This window comes from Streptomyces sp. NPDC030296, from assembly GCF_055572815.1.
This window is the reverse complement of the sequence record NZ_JBVICQ010000002.1, coordinates 905,591-925,432: the sequence shown is the minus strand read 5'-3', so window position 1 is coordinate 925,432 and position 19,842 is coordinate 905,591. Positions and strand designations below refer to the sequence as shown.

The following is a 19,842-nucleotide window of genomic DNA, read 5'->3' as shown; positions in this document are numbered from 1 at the left end:
TGGAGCAGGTCGGCCTGTTCGGTCTTGGTGGGCAGGCCGGTGGAGGGGCCGCCGCGCTGGATGTCGATGATCAGCAGCGGCAGTTCCAGTGACACCGCGAGGCCGATGGTCTCGGATTTGAGGGCGACGCCGGGGCCGGAGGTGGTGGTGACGGCGAGGGAGCCGCCGAAGGCCGCGCCCAGGGCGGCGCCGATCCCGGCGATCTCGTCCTCGGCCTGGAAGGTGCGCACACCGAAGTTCTTGTGCCGGCTCAGTTCGTGGAGGATGTCCGAGGCCGGGGTGATCGGGTACGAGCCCAGATACAGCGGGAGGTCGGCCTGGCGGGAGGCGGCGATCAGTCCGTAGGACAGGGCCAGGTTCCCGGAGATGTTCCGGTACACGCCCGGTGGGAACGCGGTGGCCGCCGGGGCCACTTCGTAGGAGACGGCGAAGTCCTCGGTGGTCTCGCCGAAGTTCCAGCCGGCGCGGAAGGCGGCGATGTTCGCGGCGGCGATGTCGGGTTTCTTGGCGAACTTGGTTTTGAGGAACTTCTCGGTGCCCTCGGTGGGCCGGTGGTACATCCACGACAGCAGGCCGAGCGCGAACATGTTCTTGCTGCGTTCGGCTTCCTTGCGGGTGAGGTTGAAGTCCTTGAGCGCCTCGACCGTGAGGGTGGTCAGCGGGACGGGGTGGACGTGGTAGGCGTCGAGGGAGCCGTCTTCGAGGGGGTTGGTGGTGTAGCCGACCTTTTGCATGGCGCGTTTGGTGAATTCGTCGGTGTTGACGATGATCTCGGCGCCGCGGGGGATGTCGGTGATGTTGGCTTTGAGGGCGGCGGGGTTCATGGCGACCAGGACGTTGGGGGCGTCGCCGGGGGTGAGGATGTCGTGGTCGGCGAAGTGGAGCTGGAAGCTGGAGACGCCGGGCAGGGTGCCGGCGGGGGCGCGGATCTCGGCGGGGAAGTTCGGCAGGGTTGACAGGTCGTTGCCGAACGAAGCGGTCTCTGAGGTGAAACGGTCACCGGTGAGCTGCATACCGTCACCGGAATCACCCGCGAACCGAATGACCACCCGGTCCAGACGGTGCACCTCCTTGGTGCGGATCCCGGCCGACGTCGGCTCGGCCTCTTCGATGTCCACGGTGTCTACCGTCACGCGACTCGTCTCCTCTGGCTTTCCGCTGTCCGGCGCCGCTGCGTGGGCCGGACCCCGTCGGCGCTTCCCGTAACTCGGGGACGCCGGGCACACGCCGACGGGACCTGGCAGGCCGGGACGTTAGGCAGCCCGCCTTGCGCCGGACCAAAGCGCCCCCACGGGCGCCGTGCTCCGCTTCCGGCCGCCCCTGGCCGGTTCAGCGCAGGTTCAGTGGTTCTCCAGAGCGGCTCGGGACCCTTTCCCATGTCCGCTGGACAGCCGGACCCGGCGCTTCCCCCCAGCGGGGCATCAGGTGCGCCATCACACGACCCGGCCCGCGCGACCACGTACCGGCCCAGCCCACTTCCCGTTTACTTCGTCACCCTTTTTCCAGGAGCACACCATGGACGTGTCATCCCCGGCCTCCCGCCGCACGCTGCTCAGACTCGCCACCGCGGTTTCCCTGGGCGGGGCGGTCGCCGCCACCCCGCTGCCGGCGTTCGCGAAGTCCGCCCGCTGCCCGCTGCCGCGCAGCCTCAGCGTCACCGCTCCCGGCGTGTACCCGGAGGGCGTCGCCTGGGACCCCACGAGGAAGGCCTTCCTCGTGGGGTCCAGTGCGCAGGGCACCATCTCGGTGGTCCGCGCCGACGGCACCGTGACCCCGCTGGTGGCCCCGTTCGCCCGTGTGTCGGTCCTCGGCATCGTCGTGGACGCGCCCCGCCGCCGCGTCCTGGCCGCCTACACCGACTACTTCTTCCGGCTGATGGGCATCGTCGACCCGACGCTGCCCCCGGTGTCCGGAGTGGGTGTCTTCGACCTCGACACCGGTGCCGTCCAGCACCTGGTCGACCTGACCGACGGACAGGCCCAGCCCCGCGCCAACGACGTCACCGTCGACCGTGAGGGCACCATCTACGTCACCGACACCGGGGTCGACACGATCAGCGTGGTCAGCCGTGCCGGCCGGCTCCTCCACGTGATCCGCGACGACCGCTTCCTCACCGAGGCCACCGGCCCCAACGGCATCGTCCACCACCCCGCCGGATTCCTCCTCATGGGCAAGTACGACGGCGGCCGCCTCTTCCGCGTCGACCGCCCCCGCTCGGCGCGGCCCAAGGTCAGCGAGGTCCGCCTCGACCGCGCGCCCGCCACCATGGACGGCATCGCCCTGCGCCCGGACGGCTCCCTGGTCGTCGTGTCCAACGATCTGTCACCGGCCGACGGCCGCCCCGGCCGCGACGCCGTCCTGGAGCTGCGGTCCACCGACTGCTGGCGCACCGCGCGCACCGTGCGGGACCAGACCTGGCCGTTCGAGGACCCCACCACCGTCGCCGTGACCCCGTACGGCGACTACGTGGTCAGCGGCGGGCTCCGGGAGATCCTCACCGGCGTCCCCTCCACCACGCCCGGCCAGTTCCACCTGCGCCGCCGCTGACGACACCGGTCGGCGTCCCCGGGCGTACGGCCGGCCCGCACCTCACCCACCCCGACCTCCGGGAGCCCCCATGTCCCCCGCCACCACACCCACCCCGCCCCCCGAAACCGCCCCACCCCGGGGCCTGTTCACCGCGATCGCCGGGCTGGCCGTCCGCCGGTCCCGGCTGCTGCTCGTCCTCACCGTGGTCCTGCTGGCCGGTGCCGTCGTCCTCGGCAGCGGCGTCGCCGACCGGCTGCGCAGCGGGGGCAGCGGCGGTGTCGTCGACCCGTCCTCCGAGTCCTCGTACGCCGCGGACATCCTGGAACGGGAGTTCCCCGGGGCCCGCCCCAACCTCGTGCTGCTGGCGCGGGCCGACGGCGAGGTCGACGATGCCGACGTGGCACGCCAGGGCCGGGAACTCGCCGCCCGGCTCGCCGACGAGCGGGGCGTCACCGGCGTCACCTCCTACTGGGACACCGGCGCCGGGGCACTGCGCTCCGACGACGGCCGGGAGGCCCTGGTGGTGGCCCGGCTCACCGGTGACGAACTGGAGGCCGACCGCACCCTGAAGGACCGTATCGTCGGGCACTTCGACGGACGGCAGGGCGACCTCACGGTCCGGATCGGCGGCAGCGTCGCCGTCCAGAACGAGCAGCAGACCTTCATCCGCGAGGATCTCGTGCGCGCCGAGGTCATCGCGCTGCCGATCACGCTCCTCATCCTCATGGTCGTGTTCGGCAGCGCCGTGGCCGCGCTGCTCCCCGTCGGCATCGGCGTGATCGCGATCCTCGGCACCAACGCGGTGCTGAGGGTCCTCACCTCCTTCACCGACGTCTCCGTCTTCGCCACCAACCTCACCACCGCCCTCGGTCTCGGCCTCGCCATCGACTACGCGCTGCTCATCGTGCGCCGCTACCGCGAGGAACTCGCCGCCGGCCGCGACACGCCCGCCGCGCTCGCCGTCACCCTCAACACGGCCGGGCGGACCGTGCTGTTCTCGGCCGCGACCGTCGCCGTGTCGCTCGCCGCGATGATGGTGTTCCCGCTGTACTTCCTGCGGTCCCTCGCCTACGCCGGGATCAGCGTCGTGGTCCTCGCCGCCGTCGCCGCCCTGGTGGTGCTGCCGGCCCTGCTCGCCGTCCTCGGCCGGCGGATCGACGCCTGGGACGTGCGCAAGCTGGTCCGGCGCGGTTCCCGCAAGACCACCGAGCCCGCCGCCCCCGGGGCCGGCTGGGCCCGGCTCGCCCGGGGAGTGATGCGGCGCGCGCCGCTGGTCGCCACCGGCACCCTGGCCGTCCTGCTGCTGCTCGGGGCGCCCTTCCTGAACGTCGACTTCGGCACCGCCGACTACCGGCAGCTGCCCTCCTCCGCCGACTCCCGTGTGGTGCAGGAGAACATCAGGGACCACTTCCAGGGCAGCCCCACCGGAGCGATCGAGGTCGTCACCCGCGACGCGCCCGCCGACGGGCTCGGCGACTACGCCGAGCGGTTGTCCCGGCTCGACGGAGTGATCCGGGTGGACGGGCCCACCGGCAGCTACCAGGACGGCCGTGCCGCCGGACCGGCGCAGCCGGGCCGCACGGCGGGCGAGATCGCGTACCTCACCGTGGTGCCCGGCGTGGAGGCCGTCTCCGACGAGGGCAAGGACCTGGTGCGGGACGTCAGGGCCGTCGACGCCGACTTCCCCAGCTACACCTCCGGGACGACCGCGGCACTGATCGACAGTCAGGCCGCCATCGGCCGCGGCCTGCCGTGGGCGATCGGCATCATCGTGCTCGCCACGCTGGTCCTGGTGTTCCTGCTCACCGGCAGTGTGCTGGTGCCGCTGCAGGCCGTCCTGCTCAACGCGCTGAGCCTCACCGCGATGCTGGGCGCCGTGGTGTGGATCTTCCAGGACGGGCACCTGTCGGGGGTGCTGGGCTTCACCCCGACCGGGAGCATCGAGACGGCACTCCCGGTGCTGATGTTCTGCCTCGCGTTCGGACTCTCCATGGACTACGGCGTCTTCCTGCTCTCCCGCATCAAGGAGGAGCAGGAGCGGACGCTCGACCACAAGGCCGCGGTGGTCGAGGGGATCCGCTCGACCGGCGGTGTCATCACCGCCGCCGCGCTCGTCCTGTCGGTGGTCATGGTGGCCATCGGCACGTCCCGCATCACCAACACCAAGATGCTCGGACTGGGCGTCGCCCTGGCCATCCTCATGGACGCCATGGTGATCCGTACGCTCCTCGTCCCCGCGGTGCTGTCGCTCACCGGCCGGGCGACCTGGTGGGCGCCCGGACCGCTGCGCCGCCTGCACGCCCGCTTCGGCATCCGCGAGGGCGGCCCGGCCCCGGCCGCATCGGCCCCGTCGGACACGCCGGACGCCTCCGTCCCGCCGACCGCGGCGGACGGGCCGGCGCCGGTGACACAGGAGCGGGAACGGGCCGGCGCGGCAGCCGGGAAACAGTCCGGCTGACACCGCGACGGCCACACGGCCGCGCGGGTAGGTGAATACGCGGGAAACAGGGTGCGGGAGGACCTCGACAGGTCCTCCCGCACCTCTTTGGCGGGGCGCAAGCGATCGTCGTTAGCGTCCGGGCAACGCGTCGGGCGGACGCCGCGGCAACGTCGCACGGACACCCGACCCGACCGAGTGGTCACGGCACCGCCGGGCCCGCCCCGCACGGCCTGCGCGCCGGAACGGCCGCAGTCGGCCGGCCGCGATCAGCGGACCGGCCGCGACCGGACCGGCCGACGACCTGGCCGAACCCACCGACCCGAACGACCCGAACGACCCGAACGACCGGACCGGTCAAGCCCGGTGCGGCCCGGTCGGTCAGGTTCAGCCCGGTCGCCGGCCCACCCGTCCAGCGATCACCCGACCCACCCACTCCGGCACCCGCCACCCCGATCCCGGCCCGAGGGATCACCCGGATCACCAGAGCGACCGGATCACCAGAGCGACCGGATCACCAGAGCACATCGCGCACCAGAGCACCCAGAGCGAGCAGATCGACCAGAGCAAGGGGGAACAGCCCGATGACATCCACACACCAGACCGGGCCGCAGGCCCGGCCCGTACGCCGCGTCGCGGTGGGCGAGGGGAGCGCCATGGCGGTCGACACCGTCGTCGTCGACTACGGAGGGGTTCTCACCAACCCGCTCGTGGAGACCTTCGCCGCCTTCGCCGAACTCGCCGGCATCGACGCGGGCGACCTGGCGCAGGCGTTCCTGGCGGCGACGGAGCGCCACGGGGAGACCCCGATGGCCGCCCTGGAGACCGGCGCGATCACCGAGCGGCAGATGGTCGACCGGATCCTCGCCGAACTCCCCGAGGGGGCGGGCCGGATCCTCGCGGACGGACAGAGCTTCGGTGAGCTGTGGTTCCGGGGCCGGCGCGCCAACGAGCCGTTCCTGGCCTTCCTGCGCGCCCTGCGCCGCGACGGCTACCGGCTCGCCCTGCTGACCAACAACGTCCGCGAGTGGGAGCCGCTGTGGCGCGCCCAGCTGCCCGTCGACGAACTCTTCGACGTGGTCGTGGACTCGCACCGGGAAGGCGTACGCAAACCGGAACCGGAGATCTACCGGATCCTGCTCGACCGGCTCGGCACCCCGGCGAAGCGCTGCCTGTTCGTCGACGACACGGAGGAGAACTGCCGGGCCGCCGCCGAACTCGGCATGCGCGCCGTGCGGTTCGCCGACACCGACAGCGCCGTCCGCGAGATCTCGGCCCTGCTCCACCGCCCCGTGGCCGTGGCCGCCGGCGCCGCGGGAGGTGCCCGATGACCGCCACCCCGGTTCTCGTCGTCGGCGCCGGGCCCACCGGGCTGTCCGCCGCGTGCGCCCTGTGGGACCTCGGCGTGCCCTGCCGTGTCGTCGACCGGCGTCCGGGCCCCGGCATCGCGCCCAAGGGGCTGGTGCTGTGGAGCGGCGCCCTCGAGTGCCTCGACCGTCTCGGGGTCGCCGAGAAGCTCACCGGCACGGCCCTCCCGCTGGCCGGGGCGTCGTACTGGTCGAAGGGCAGGCGGATCGCCGGTGTGCGGTTCGGCGGACTGACGGGCACCGCGTTCCCCGGCCCCCTCTGCGTACCGCAGCCCGTCACCGAACGGGCGCTGCTGGAGCGGCTGACGGAGCTGGGCGGCACCGTCGAGTGGGAGACCGAGGCAACGGCGGTGACCGTGCACCGCGGCGGCCCCGAGGAGTCGGTGACCGTGACGCTGAGCGCGGGCGGCGCGGAGGAGACGGTGACGGTGCCCTGGCTCGTCGCCGCCGACGGCGCCCGCAGCCTGGTGCGCGACAGCGTCGGCATCCCCTTCGAGGGCCACACCTTCGACCGTACGTTCCTCATCGGGGACGGCAGGCTGGAGGGCGCGCCCGACGAGGCCGAGGTGCAGCACCACATCACACCCGACGGGGTGCTGGTGATCGTCCCGCAGCCCGACGGCCACCGGGTCTTCTTCGACACGGAACCGGACGAGCGCACCGATCCGCCCTCCGAGGAACTGCTGCAGCGGCTCCTCGACGAGCGGGGCCCGGGCGGGCTGCGGTTGCACGGCACCTGGTGGACCAGCCGATTCCGGGTGCACGCCAAGGTCGCCCCGCGCTTTTGTGAGGGCCCGGTGCTGCTGGCGGGCGACGCGGTGCACGCCCACACCACCGCCGGTGGCCAGGGCCTCAACACCGGTGTCCAGGACGGCTACGACGTGGGGTGGAAGCTGGCGACCGTGGTGCGCGGCGGCGACCCGGCGCTGCTCGACAGCTACGAGGCCGAACGGCGTCCCGCGTCCGTCCGGGCGGTCGCGAACGGTGACCAGCAGACCCGGATGTGGTTGCTGCGCCGTCCGGCGGCCCGGCTCCTGCGGAACACGGTCATGCGGGTGCTGTCCGCCACCGGGCTGCTGGAGCGCAAGGCGATCCCCCTGCTCGCCCAACTCGACCTGGACCACTCCGGGAGCCCGGCGGTGGCCGCGTCCGACGCCGTGCCCGGCGTGCCGCGCACCCTGAGGCTCGGGAGGCGGTCCCCCGACGCGGCGCTGGCCCCGGTGCAGGGCATGGCCGCGACGTCGCTGCACGACCATCTGGCGGCCGGACGGCACACCCTGCTCGTGTACGGCGCGGGGACGGCCGGTGAGGCGGCCGTGCGCGCGGCGGAGGCCGTGCGGGAGCGGGGCGTCGGCGACACGGCCCAGGTGCTGTGGATCCAGCCCGCCGACACCGCGGCCGCGCAAGTACCGGAGGAAACAGGCGAGTTGATCGTCGCCCGGGAGCAGGGCCGCACGCTCGGTGCCGCCGGCTCCCCGTGGGTCGCGTACGTGCGGCCGGACGGTGTCGTCGCCGCCTGCTCCGCCCCGGCCGGCCTCGACGCGCTCCTCGCCCGGCTGCCGTCCCGTGAGCCCCTCACCGCGCCGGTGCCGTCCCTGCGGCCCTGAGCGGGCCCGGCCACCCTTAGCGAGTCGATTTGCTCGCGACACCCAGACTTCCTTGGAAGGACCAACCGACCATGAGCATGTCCACGTCCGCCACCACGTCGGCCATCACGTCCGCCACCGCGTCCGCCGTCGTGGACCCCGCCGTCTCCGAGGCGGCCCCGGCGCGTCCGCGGGCCGCCGAGGTGGAGCTGAGCTACGACGCGACCGTTCCCCGCACCCTCGTCCACCGGGCCTCGATCGCCGAGGTCTTCGTCACCGACTCCGCCGAGACGGGCGAGGACACCTTCGCCGTCGCCGCCCAGCTGCCGCGCGGCCACCTGATCGGGGAGGCCTCCCCGTCGTACGACTTCACGCTGCTGGTGGAGGTGGTGCGGCAGGCCGGGGTCCTGATCGCCCACCGCCATCTCGGGGTGGAGCTGGGAGCGGCGTTCATCTTCCGGGATCTCAGACTGCGGGTCACCGCGTTCGAACCGCTGCGCATCGGCCGACGGCCGGCCGACCTGCGGGTCGAGGTGACCGTGCGGACCCGGCGCAACCGGGCGGGCCGCGTCCAGGGGTTCACCTTCACCGGGGACGTCGCGGTCGACGGGCGCCCGGCGATGCGCGGGGAGGGCGGGCTGCTGATCCTGTCCAGGACCGCCTACCAGGCCATGCGGAGCAGGCGGCAGCTGCCCGACCACCCCGGTTTCCTGCTGCCGCGCTTCACGGCGGCCGAACCGTGCGCCGTGGGTCGCCGCGACGCCCGGAACGTGTTCGTCACCGAGCCCGTCGCGGACGGCGAACAGGGCGCGTTCTCCTGCCAGTTGGTGGTGGACACCAGCCACCCGCACGTGTTCGACCACCCGCTGGACCATGTGCCGGGCCATCTGCAGATGGAGGCGGCGCGGCAGTTGGCGGTGGCCTCCGTGGCGCGACTGCACGGCCTCGACCCGTGCAGCCTGTCGATCGCCTCCATAGAAACCGATTTCACCGACTACGCCGAGCTGGACCGCATCACCAGCCTGCGGGCGACGGTCGGAGGGTTCCGTTCCGACGAGGAACTGGGCACCTTCACCATCCCGGTCGAGGTGCACGCCGTACAGGAGAGCACCGTCACCACCGCCATGCGGATCGAGGTGGCGCAGTGGGCCCAGGATTAAGGTGAAGTTTAAAGGAAATCGCTCTCTGATCTTTTACGCGCACCCTCTGTCAAGTAATGTCCTCGTCAATCGGGCCGACGTGACCTTCTCGGCCCCCCGGGGGGAGCACAGTGATACGCATCCTGCTCGCCGAGGACATGCACATGGTCCGTGGGGCCCTGGTGGCACTACTGGCCTTGGAGGGTGACCTCACGGTCGTGGCCGAGGTCGAGCGTGGGGACCGGATCCTCCCCACGGCACTGGAGCACCAGCCGGATGTCGCCATCATCGATGTCGACCTGCCCGGCCTCGACGGCCTGAGCGCGGCGGCCCAGCTGGCCCAACAGCTGCCCTCGTGCCGCACGTTGATCCTGACCAGCCTCGGTCGGCCGGGCACGCTCCGCAAGGCGCTCGCGGCCCAGGTGGGCGGTTTCCTCCTCAAGGACGCACCGCCGGACCGGCTGGCCGACGCGGTCCGGGACGTCGCGGCCGGCAAGCGGGTGATCGATCCCCAGCTGGCCCTGGCGGCCCTGGACAACGGGGAGAACCCGCTGACGCCCCGTGAGACGGAGGTGCTGCGGCTGGCCGCGGACGGGGCGGAGGCCGCGGACATCGCGCGGCTGCTGTTCCTCTCCGTGGGGACGGTGCGCAACTACCTGACGACGGTGGTCACCAAGCTCAACGCGCGCAACCGGGTCGACGCGATCCGGGTCGCCAGGGAGAGCGGCTGGCTGTGAGAGGCCGCGGGCCGGACGGGGCACGACACCCCCGCCCGGCCCGCGGCCCCGAGTCCTTTCCCGGTCCCCGCCCGCCCCGCCGCCCGCGGCTCTCAGTCGGTCCGGTGGGCGGCCTGGCCCAGCGGGACCGCGGCCCGCAGGACGAACCAGCCCGCCTCGTCCAGCCCGGACATCAGCCGGCCCCCGATCGAGGCCAGCCGGAACTGCAGATTGCCCAGGCCGCTGCCGTCCGAGCCGTCCGACAGGTCCCGGAAGGCCGTGGCGGTCTTCTGCACCCCGTCGTTGGCGATGGTGAGGACCAGTTCGCCCGACGACGTCCCGCGGAAGTGGATCCGGCAGTGCTCCGCCTTGCTGTGGCGCAGCAGGTTGGTGATGGCCTCGCGGAGCACGGTCGCCATGATGGTGCTCACCTCCCCCTCGGGAAGGTCCACCTGGCACTCCACCTCCGCCTGGATGCCGGCGGCCGCCAGGACCGCCTGCGCCGACACGGCCTCGGTGGACAGCGACATGTCCCGGTAGCCGCGGGCGACGGTGCGCACGTCGGAGAGGGCCTGCCGGGAGATCTCCAGGATGCTCTTGAGCTCCTCCAGGGCCCGCTCGGGCGCCGCGGGCACCAGACGGCACGCCAGTTCGCTCTTGAGGGTCACCGCCGACAGGCTGTAGCCGAGCAGGTCGTGCAGGTCCCGGGCGAAGCGGAGCCGCTCCTGGGTGACGGCCAGCCGCGCGAGTTCCGTCTGGGCCGCGTGCACCTCGACCACCAGCTGGGCGAGCCGGTTCAGGCCGTACACGATCAGTCCCGTCAGCACCGTGGAGACGGCGATGTACACCGAGCCGACGAAGTGCATGCCCAGCAGCGGGCCGGTGCCCGCGGCCGCGACGGCGACCAGGCCGAACAGCGGCCAGGCCACCCTGGGCTGGAGCACCAGCAGCAGGGAGGCGCCGAGGAAGCCGGCCATCCCGCCCCAGCCGAAACCCAGGACGAACAGCGGCAGATACGTCAGCAGCGCCTGCAGAGTGAGCGTCCACCGGTACCAGCGAGCCCGGAACCGCCGCAGGCGCTGGGTGGTGTGCACGAGTTGAAGAAGGAAGACCAGGCTGAAGCCGAGGGCCGAGGCGACGAGGGTCAGCGGCCCCGGCCTCGCGTCCGCGATGTTGAGGAACCCGGTCAGGACGAAACCGCACTCGACGATCAGGACGACACTCTGGGCGAGCCGGGGCGGCGGGGCACTGAGGCCCAGGGCGCGCACCGCCGCCGACAGTGTGGGATTGCCGCCGACCCCGCCGGTGGCGGTCTCTCCTAAGGAGCGGTCGACCTGTGTCTCCGCGGCCGGCGCGGCTGCCTCCATGAAAGCCCCTCACCAGAACGGGATCAAGGAGCGACCAGTGTATGCGGGATCATTGAACTGTAAGTATTAAATGCAGGACTCATGGACCAACTGTGCGATTTTAAGGGATGGTTGGTGACAGTTGCGGGGCCACACCCAGGGCGAATCCCCCGACACTCGGCTCGGTCAGCCAGTCCGTGCCGGTGGTGCGGGCGGCCAGCTCGACGTCACCGCTCCCCAGGGCGCACGCGGCCAGGCCCATCGCGGTGCCGATCAGATACAAGTTCTGAATGACCGCGCCGACGTGCTTCAGCGTCAGCGCGTAGGGGAGACCGCTGTACTTCCAGGACAGCCGGTGGATGCGCGAGGTGATGGTGATGACCACCGCGGGCGGGTCCACCAGCCCGGCGCTGATCTGCGCCTCCGCGACCAGCTCCGCCGTCGCCGAGTCCGTCTCCCCGTCGCCGACCTGCACCAGGCAGTGCTCCAGCGGCGCGTAGTAGTGGGTGCCCGACGGGATGCCGGCGCAGTCCCGGACGGTGAGATAGAACTCGAGCTCGTAGGCGCGGCCGCCGCTGGGGTACGGCCGGTCGGTGTACGCCTCCTCCTGCCGGCCCTCGCCCCGCCGCTCGTGCAGGCCGCGGACCCGCAGCGCCCGGTACAGGAACTCGCCCAGCGCGGCGGCGGTGAGCGGCTCCGCACCGTAGCTCCGGATGCTCTGGCGCCCCTCCACCACCGTGGTCAGCGGCGGGTCCCCGGCCGTCACCTCGCTCAGGGACGGCCGGGGCAGGGCGATGCGCGGCCCGTCCGGCAGCGGCTTGACGGCCGGGGCCGGGGGCAGGCGCCCGGCCAGCGGATACGTCGCGCCGAAGTCCGCGTCGTGCCGGCCGAGCGTGGAGCGGCTGTGGAAGAGCAGGTCGACGGCGCCCCACGACAGCAGCGCCGGGTCCCGGTCCTCCGCGAAGGACGGGACCGGGGCACCGCCGCCCCGGCCCTCCTCGTACGCGCCCGGGCCGCCGGGGTCGGCGGCGGGCGACGGCGGCTCAGCGGAGAGCACCATGCCGGTCCCCAGCAGATGGCCGACGATCTCGGCGACCACCGCGGCGGGCAGCGGCACGGCCGCGGCGATCTCGTCGACCGTGAGCGCGCGGCCGAGCATGCTCACGACCCACGAGGCCTCCGGAGCGTGCAGGACGACCCGGTACAGCGACACCGGCCCCTCCAGCACGAACCCCTCGCCCTCGCTGCGCAGGAACGCGAAGCGGGACAGCCGCACAGGACGCTGCCGGTCCACGGTGTCCGGCCGGTACCGGGCCGACTGCGCGATCGGCACCACCGACAGCAGGGGGTGGTCGGCGCCCTCCAGCGTCAGTGAACGCACCACCATGTGCTGCAACCGGTGCAGCACCATCAGGATCTCGGCCTGCGCACCCGTGACCGTGGCCGTGCGCCCCCCGGGGGAGGAGGGGCGCACGGAGCTGTCGGCGGCCAGCTCGGCCACCACGTTGGCCAGCGAGATCGGGCCGAGGCTCATCCGCCGCAGCGCCTCGCGGACCAGCGGGCCCGCCCGGTGCAGCCGGGTCTCGCCCCACCGGCCGGAGAGCACCACGGGACTGGCAGGGCCGCCCATGTCCACCAGGACGTCCTCACGGAGCGACCACAGGGCGACGCAGCGCCTCTCGCTCTGCGGTGTCACGACGGTGCTCAACGGCCTCTCGGCGGTCATGGGGGCTCCTGGGGGGCAAGGCGGGGACGGCGGTGGGGCGCCGTACCGTTCAGATGAACAGTCAGAGGAACAAGGGGACGGGGTTGAGGTCCTCGTACGGTGTCGGCGCGGCCAGCCGGCCCAGCCGCACCGGCACGTCGAAGAGTCGGCCGGGCGCGAACCGGGCCCAGAAGTGCCGCAGGCCCGGTACGACCACCTTCACCACCGGGATCCCGATGTCGGGCCTCGTCTGGTCGAGCACCAGCAGGTCCATGCCGTGCCCGCGCAGCAGTTCGACGACGGCCTCGACGTCGTCCCGCAGGTCCGGCCGGTTGCGGAAGGCGAAGTCGGCCGGGCCGCGCGCCGGGAGGGAGGGGTCGGGCAGCAGATACGGCTGCGTGGCCACGGTCGCCCCCCACCACCAGCCGAGCGGTTCGGGCGCCGTCGTGCCGTAGCCCGTGCCGTCGGCCCGTGCGCCGACCACCGCGGGCAGCAGCTGGTTCATCTCGGTCAGCGCGCGGCGCAGCGCCACCGCCGGGTCGAAGTGCGCCCCGAACCCGAACATGATGTCCTCGGCGGGTTTGTCGGTGCGCCGCGACACCGCCGCGAACACCGGCACGCCCAGGTCGGAGGTGAGGTCCAGGACCCACACCTCACGGTTCATGTGCCGGTACACGTCGAGGAGTTCCTCGGTCCAGGCGTCGCCGAAGCCGTCGGCGCCGTGCAGCCGCACACCGGGCTGCCGGGTGCGGTTGTACCACCACAGGGCGACGGCGTCCCGCTCCACCAGCTCCAGGAAGCCGTGCAGGATCGCGTCCTCCGGGCTGCTGCCCGCGGCGTTGCCGTTGGAGTCGGCGCGCAGCGAGCGCCGCCCGGCCACCGGTCGGGACGACCCGTCCGCGGCACCCGGGAAGTACAGCATGCCGGTCGGCAGCAGCCGCTGCCGCTGCTCGGTGAGCGACCACACCGGCGTCCAGTCGACCGCGGCCCGGTCGTCGAAGGGCTCGGGAACGTACTGGAACGCGTCGTGCAGGGCGTTCCACCGCTCCCGGTCGCGGAACTGCCGCGGGGCGAACAGCTGGCATGCGTCCGGGGAGACGGCGACGTCCCCCAGGCCCCGCAGGCTGTCCCTGGTGCGCGGCTCGTCCCCCTGGAGGGTGCCGCTGTACCGCTCCAGCGCCTCGCACATGGCGCTCACCTCGGCGTCCAGCGCGGTGGCGCCCTTGCCGCCGCTGAGGTGACGCAGCCCGGCCCGCAGCCGCGCCAGGTCGGTTCCGCCCAGCGCCGCGTTGCGGCCCGCCAGATAGCAGTGCAGGCCCGACGGTGCCCGCGGGTCCCTGCGGATCTCCTCGATCACCCCGGTCACGGGGCTGACCAGATGCGCGTACCGGTCACGGACCTCCTGGGGGGAGAGCGCCCGGTGTCCGCCCCCCGCGTAGGGCGCCTTGGGCCGGGAGACGAGCGTCACCGGCTGCCGCACCTGACGCGCGACGAGGCCGGGGTCACCGCAGTCCGGGCACTGGGGGCGGCGCCGCAGCTCGTGGTGACGGGTCGTCAGAGCGAGGGTGTCCAGGGTCAGGACCGCGGACTGGCCCGGATAGCGGTAACCGGCCAGCCACTTCGCCGTCTCCAGGGCGGCGAGCTGTGCGGCCGCCGCCGCGGACGGCGGCACCTGGGCGGCCGGCCGGGGGACCGGGCCGGTCAGGCCGAGCGCCCGCCGCACCGGCGCCTCGCACAGCCGGTGGCCGCGCAGCCGGTGGGCCAGGCACGACCAGCAGGGGCCGGAGTCCGGCTGGAACACCGGACCCACCCACGCGGTGGAACCACCGGGCCGGGACAGCAGCCAGGGCCGCCCCGTGGCCCGGTGCAGGGCGTCGATCTCACGCAACTCGGGGTTCAGGTAGTCGTCGCACACGACGAGGGACAGCGGGGCGAGGTCGCTCCCGGCCATGTCGTGCGCGCCGTGGGCCCGGCCGTTCCCGCCCACCGCGAGGCCCGCGGCCCGGCACGCCTCCAGCACCCCCTCGGCGCACGCGCCGCCCACCGTGACGACCTCCAGCGAGGCGGCCGCCAGCCGCCGCAGGGCCACCGTGCCGTCCAGTCCGGCCAGCTCCCAGAACGCGCGGGCCGGCCGGCCCGCCTCCTCGGAGCCGCCCGCCACCGTGACCGGCGTCGAATAGCCCACGAGACCGGCCTGGGCGAGCCGCGCGACCAGCCGGCCGACCTGCTCGGGCGGTATCTCGGGGGCCGCGTCCCGCAGCAGGGACGGCAGGTCCCTGGTACCGTCCAACAGCGGTACCAGGGCCTCGATGTGATCGCCCTGTAACGCGGTCACACCCCGGTCCGACAGGAGGTACGCGGCGTCGTCGGCGACGACCTCCGCTCTCAGGTGACTGCGGAACCCCACGAGCCGTGGGTCGTGCGTTCTCGACGGGTGCGCGGGACGCTCACCGAAGACGGCGGTCACCGAACGATCCTCCGGCTGCCGGTCCCCGACGACGTGTGACGGGCCTCGGGGGACACCTCGTCGGTCAGGCAGAAGCAGAGGAACGCGTGCGCGGTCGTCGGCTGGGAGAGCTCCTCGATGGTCAGTTCACCCACCGGGTTCTCGGGCAGCGAGGGGGGCTGCTGCCCCTGAGCGAGCGTGACGCCGAACTCGTCGAGCACCGATGTGGCGTCCACCTGGTAGCGGCGTGACAGCTCCGGCTCCGACCACGCCCGTGCGACCAGTTCCATGAACCGCAGTTCCTGGCCGGGCATCCGGTCCAAGGCCACGGTCTGCTCCGTGGCGTGCGTACCTTCGAGAGTGGAAATAACGCCTTCGTGCACGTTGCCCTCCGCAAAGACCTGTGTGTGGATCGGAAGTCGCCGTGATCGGACCGGCAGACAGGATTCTTCGGGCAGCGGGGTCGTCACCGACAGTGTTCCCTTCATGCCTCCCATGTGAATTCGTCATGGGTCACCGCCTCCGTTATTCACGCGGCGGCGATGAAGCGCTCACTGGGAGTGGCGGGGCCCGCCATGCCACTGTGGAGCGCTCGGAAACGCAAGCCGAGCGGTTTTGGCTGGAGGGAGAACCACAATGGAGGTCCGGGTCCTGGGGCCGCTCGTCGCCCAGCTCGACCACACGTCCGTAGTGCCCAGCGCGGCCAAGCCCCGCCAGGTGCTCGCCCTGCTGGCACTGCACGCCGGCCAGGTCGTGACCGTGTCCACCCTGCTCGACGAACTGTGGGGGGACGCGCCGCCACGCACCGCGCCCGCGACCCTCCAGACCTACATACGGCAACTGCGCCGCCGACTGGCCACGGCGCTGGGCCCGACCGCGGTGCGCGGGCCGAAGGACGTCCTGTGCACGCGGTACGGCGGCTACGCGCTCGACGTGGCCGGCGCCTATGACGCCACGGAGTTCCAGCGGCTGTCCGCGGCCGGGCAGACGGCCCTGCGCGAGGGCTCCGTCCGGGAGGCGTCGGTCCTGCTGCACCAGGCGCTGGCGCTGTGGCGCGGCCCCGCCCTGGCCGACGTGCAGATCGGCCGGGCGCTGGAGGTGGAGACGGTACGGCTGGAGGAGACCAGGCTGGGCGCCCTCGACGCCAGGATCGAGGCGGACATGCGGCTCGGCCGGCACGCCGCGCTGCTCGGGGAGCTGACCGCGCTGGCCGCCCAGCACCCCCTGCACGAGACCGTGCACGCGCAGCTGATGCTCGCGCTGTACCGCTCGGGCCGGCCCTCCCACGCCCTCGGTATCTACCAGCGGCTGCGTCAGTGCCTCATCCGTGAGCTGGCGTTGGAGCCGTCGACACGGCTGCAGCGGCTGCACCAGGCGATCCTGCGGGCCGACCCCGTCCTGGAGTCCCCCGACCCGGCCGTGTCCGACGGCCCCGCACCGAGCGTCAGGCCGCTGGCACCGGCCTCGGTCTGACGCGCACCGTTGCGGTTCGACCCGCGGGCCGCCTCGGTCTGGACCGCGTCCCACCTCGGTCCGATCCGTCCCTGCCCCGCCGCGGGCTCCTGTTCGCCCGGCGTTCGGCGGCGGTCGTGTGGGCGATCGGGGACGTTCCTCTCTCTTCGGGCCCTGTCGTCGTTTGGCGGCCCTTAAGCGCCGCTCCCGACGCTGTGGGCACTGCGGGGGCTGGTCACCTGGTGGCCACCGCGTGACGAGAGGAGTTCCGGGGCACTATGACGCGATATCTGAGACGCGGTGGCACACGCCACGACGGTCGCCTGCGCATGTTCTGCTTCCCCTACGCGGGGGGCGGTGCCTCCGCCTACGCGGGCTGGCAGCGGTGGCTGGGATCCGGCGTGGAGGTGCTGCCGGTGCAGTTGCCCGGCCGCGAGGGCCGGATGGCGGAGCCGCGCTTCACCGACCTCCCCGCGCTCGTGGCGGACCTGGACCGGGAGCTCGGCGAGGAACTCGACGGCCCGCACGTGCTGTTCGGGCACAGCATGGGCGCCCTCGTCGCGTTCGCCCTGGCGCAGTACCGTCGGGCCCGCGGCGAACGGCTGCCCCTCGCGCTCCTCCTCGGCGCGCACCGGGCCCCGCACCTGCCCGCCCCGCCCATCACGCACGGCTACGTGGCGGACGACATGGAGCTGATGCGTGGGCTGTCCGCGCTGGGAGGTCTGCCGCGGGTGCTGCTGGACCGCCCGGAATGGCTGGCGGCGCTGCTGCCCGTCGTGCGGGGCGACCTGATGCTCTGTGAGGGCGCCGGGAGCGTGGACCGCACCCCGCTGCCGGTTCCGCTGCACACGTTCGCCGGCGCGGAGGACCGGCTGGTGACCGTCCCCGAGGTACGGGAATGGTCCCTGTACTCCACGGTGCACTGCGAGACCGTGGTGGTGCCGGGCGGCCACTTCTACATCAGGGAGCAGGAGAGCGCGTTCCTCGACCGGCTCACGGAGGTCCTGAGCCGGTACACCGACATCGCCGACCTGCTCGGCATGGACCTGGTGGGAGCACCGAGCGACTGACGCCCCTCCGGCACGAGGCCCTCCGGGGAACTCCGAGAGGCCGCCTCCCCTCCCGAACTCAGGGAGAGGAGGCGGCCGTTCGCATGCAAGGAACCGCCCACCCGAGGGCGCGCCCGCCCGGACCCCGCCCCGGACACGCCGGGCTGCCGGACGAGGCGCAGTCCGCGCGCACCGCTCCGCGCCCGCCCCTACGGTCGCTTCGCGCGCCGGGCGGCCTGTCCGAGGGGGCCGTCCGTGGGGCGGGATGTCGTTTCGTGCGCCCGATGCTCACCCGAGGAGCGGCCCTCCGTCGGCCGGGCGGTCGCGTGGCGGGCCGGGCGCCTGTCCGGTGGCCGTCCGGCGGTCGGGCGCTCGTGTCGCGCGCCGGGGCGGTCGTTCGTCCGCGGGGCGCCGTCGGCAAAGGGGCTCAGCCGACGGGTGCCTGTCCCGCCCGGATCTCCGGGGCCGGCGTCTTCGGGGCCGGCGTCTCCGGGCCCGGGGCGGTGCCCCCGACCGGTGCTGCCGCCTCGTCGGCGGGGGCGCCGGCGGACGTGCGGCCCGGCATCAGGAGGGCGGCGATCGCCGCGCCGCCCGCCACGCCGGCCGCCGCCACGGTCAGGCCCACCCCGGCGGCGTGGTCGAAGGCCGACCTCGCGGCCGCGGCGAGCGCCGCTCCCGCGTCGCCCCCGGTGCGTTCGGCGAGTGCCAGGGCGTTCTCCAGCGTGCGCCTCGCCGCCGGCGGCCGGCCGGCGTCGGTCATCGCGTTCGTGTAGCTGTGGGCCAGCACACTGCCGACCACGGCGACCCCCAGCGCGTTGCCGAACTCCTGCATCGTCATGTCCAGCGAACCCGTCGCACCCGACCGCTCCGGCGGCACCAGCGACATCACCACGTCCGTGGTGGGCCCCATCGCGAGCCCGAAGCCGATCCCCGCGAGGACCAGCCCGGCGAGCACCGGCGGGTAGCCCTCGCCCACCCGGCCGAGGACCAGCACGCCCGCCGCCCCGAGCGCCAGACCCACGGCGACACTGCCACCGGGCCCGACCCGGCGGACCACCGCGGGGCACACCATCGTGCCGAGCAGGACGGCGAACGCCACCGGCATCACGGCGAGACCGGCGCGCAGCGGCCCGTACCCGAAGGCGAACTGCAGCCGCTGGGTGAGGACGAACAGGGTGCCCGCCAGACCGAACATCAGCAGCAGGATGCTCACGCTCGCCCCGATGAACGGCGCCCGGCGCAGCAGGGCGAAGTCCACCATGGGGTACGGGTGCCGGCGCTCCCACAGCACGAAGCAGACGCCCGCGACGGCGGCCACGGTGAAACCGGTGACCGGCCACGTGGAGGTCCAGCCGTGCTTGGCCGCCTGGATCGTCCCGAAGACCAGTCCCACCATGGCGCCCGTGCCGAGCAGCGCGCCCACCGGGTCGGGGCGGCGCGGCGAGGGATCGGCGGACTCCGGCAGCAGCAGGGCGCCGGCGACCAGCACCACGGCCACCGGCACCAGGTTCACCAGGAAGATCGACCCCCACCAGAAGTTGTCGACCAGGGCGCCGCCGACCACCGGACCGGCCGCGACCCCCAGTGCGGAGCAGCCGCTCCACACCCCGATCGCCCGGGCCCGCTCGGCCGGCGGGAAGACATCGACCAGGACGGCGAGCGTGCCGGGCATGATGCACGCGGCACCCAGCCCCATCAGCACCCGCGCCCCGATCAGCTGGCCGGTGCCGTCCGCGGTCATGCCGACCAGCGAACCCACGCCGAAGACAGTGGTGCCGAGCAGGGTCGCGCGCTTGTGGCCGTACCGGTCGGAGAGCGTTCCGGCGGTCAGCAACGCCCCGGCGAGGGCCAGGGCGTAGCCGTCCACGATGAACTGGATCTGGCCGACGTCGGCGTCCAGGCTCCGCATCATCTGAGGGATGGCCACGTTGAGCAGGCCGTTGTTGAGCACGATCGCGAACAGGGCGAGGGAGAGCACACCGAGGATCCACCAGCGGCGGGGATCCGCGGTCTCGGTGCCGGTCATGGTTCGGTCCTCCGTCGGTGGTGGGCACAGCGGTTTCCGCCACC

At 73.2% G+C, this 19,842-nt stretch carries 14 protein-coding genes; 8 read left to right on the top strand and 6 right to left on the bottom strand.

From position 1 onward, the window contains the following. Window positions 1-1,133: 2-oxoacid:acceptor oxidoreductase family protein (locus tag ACZ4Z3_RS07990; RefSeq protein ID WP_468500190.1), on the bottom strand; the 1,133-nt coding region annotated here is incomplete at its 3' end. A 382-nt stretch (window positions 1,134-1,515) separates the two neighbouring features. On the opposite strand from ACZ4Z3_RS07990, the gene ACZ4Z3_RS07985 reads away from it, so the two are divergent. The 6 genes from ACZ4Z3_RS07985 (at window position 1,516) to ACZ4Z3_RS07960 (ending at window position 9,795) form a co-directional block, all read left to right on the top strand. After that, the gene (locus ACZ4Z3_RS07985; RefSeq protein WP_468500189.1) at window positions 1,516-2,547 is read left to right on the top strand and encodes an SMP-30/gluconolactonase/LRE family protein; all 1,032 of its coding nucleotides are present in this window, start codon (window positions 1,516-1,518) and stop codon (window positions 2,545-2,547) included. 70 nt (window positions 2,548-2,617) lie between these two features. Next, window positions 2,618-4,987: an MMPL family transporter gene (locus ACZ4Z3_RS07980; RefSeq protein WP_468500188.1), complete on the top strand. Its 2,370-nt coding sequence runs from the start codon at window positions 2,618-2,620 to the stop codon at window positions 4,985-4,987. 563 nt (window positions 4,988-5,550) lie between these two features. Continuing rightward, window positions 5,551-6,297 carry an HAD family hydrolase gene (locus tag ACZ4Z3_RS07975; protein ID WP_468500187.1) on the top strand — a complete coding sequence of 249 codons (747 nt, stop codon included), beginning with the start codon at window positions 5,551-5,553 and terminating at the stop codon, window positions 6,295-6,297. Further along, window positions 6,294-7,940, top strand: a complete 1,647-nt coding sequence (locus ACZ4Z3_RS07970; protein WP_468500186.1) for an FAD-dependent monooxygenase — start codon at window positions 6,294-6,296, stop codon at window positions 7,938-7,940. Before ACZ4Z3_RS07975 ends, ACZ4Z3_RS07970 begins: the two co-directional genes overlap by 4 nt. Window positions 7,941-8,011: 71 nt before the next feature. Beyond that, window positions 8,012-9,079 carry a ScbA/BarX family gamma-butyrolactone biosynthesis protein gene (locus ACZ4Z3_RS07965; RefSeq protein WP_468500185.1) on the top strand — a complete coding sequence of 356 codons (1,068 nt, stop codon included), beginning with the start codon at window positions 8,012-8,014 and terminating at the stop codon, window positions 9,077-9,079. A 110-nt stretch (window positions 9,080-9,189) separates the two neighbouring features. Further along, the gene (locus ACZ4Z3_RS07960; protein ID WP_055523101.1) at window positions 9,190-9,795 is read left to right on the top strand and encodes a response regulator transcription factor; all 606 of its coding nucleotides are present in this window, start codon (window positions 9,190-9,192) and stop codon (window positions 9,793-9,795) included. Between the two features lie 92 nt (window positions 9,796-9,887). On the opposite strand, the gene ACZ4Z3_RS07955 is transcribed toward ACZ4Z3_RS07960, so the two are convergent. The 4 genes from ACZ4Z3_RS07955 to ACZ4Z3_RS07940 all read right to left on the bottom strand — a co-directional run bounded on the left by ACZ4Z3_RS07955 (window position 9,888) and on the right by ACZ4Z3_RS07940 (window position 15,600). Then, window positions 9,888-11,141, bottom strand: a complete 1,254-nt coding sequence (locus ACZ4Z3_RS07955; protein WP_468500184.1) for a sensor histidine kinase — start codon at window positions 11,139-11,141, stop codon at window positions 9,888-9,890. A gap of 100 nt (window positions 11,142-11,241) precedes the next feature. After that, a complete protein-coding gene (locus ACZ4Z3_RS07950) occupies window positions 11,242-12,846 on the bottom strand; it encodes a SagB/ThcOx family dehydrogenase (protein WP_468500183.1) in 1,605 nt (534 codons plus the stop codon). A 61-nt stretch (window positions 12,847-12,907) separates the two neighbouring features. Beyond that, window positions 12,908-15,292, bottom strand: coding sequence for a TOMM precursor leader peptide-binding protein (locus ACZ4Z3_RS07945; RefSeq protein WP_468500182.1), 2,385 nt, complete (start codon window positions 15,290-15,292; stop codon window positions 12,908-12,910). Further along, window positions 15,289-15,600, bottom strand: coding sequence for a TIGR04351 family putative TOMM peptide (locus tag ACZ4Z3_RS07940; protein WP_468500181.1), 312 nt, complete (start codon window positions 15,598-15,600; stop codon window positions 15,289-15,291). The genes ACZ4Z3_RS07945 and ACZ4Z3_RS07940 overlap by 4 nt, the downstream gene beginning before the upstream one ends. A 307-nt stretch (window positions 15,601-15,907) precedes the next feature. Here ACZ4Z3_RS07940 and ACZ4Z3_RS07935 point away from each other — a divergent pair, with 307 nt between their 5' ends. Further along, window positions 15,908-16,744, top strand: a complete 837-nt coding sequence (locus tag ACZ4Z3_RS07935) for an AfsR/SARP family transcriptional regulator (protein WP_468500180.1) — start codon at window positions 15,908-15,910, stop codon at window positions 16,742-16,744. Window positions 16,745-17,001: 257 nt separating this feature from the next. Continuing rightward, window positions 17,002-17,793: a thioesterase II family protein gene (locus ACZ4Z3_RS07930; RefSeq protein WP_468500179.1), complete on the top strand. Its 792-nt coding sequence runs from the start codon at window positions 17,002-17,004 to the stop codon at window positions 17,791-17,793. Between the two features lie 406 nt (window positions 17,794-18,199). Here ACZ4Z3_RS07930 and ACZ4Z3_RS07925 read toward each other — a convergent pair whose 3' ends face one another. Continuing rightward, window positions 18,200-19,798, bottom strand: coding sequence for an MFS transporter (locus tag ACZ4Z3_RS07925; RefSeq protein WP_468500178.1), 1,599 nt, complete (start codon window positions 19,796-19,798; stop codon window positions 18,200-18,202). Window positions 19,799-19,842: the final 44 nt, after the last annotated feature.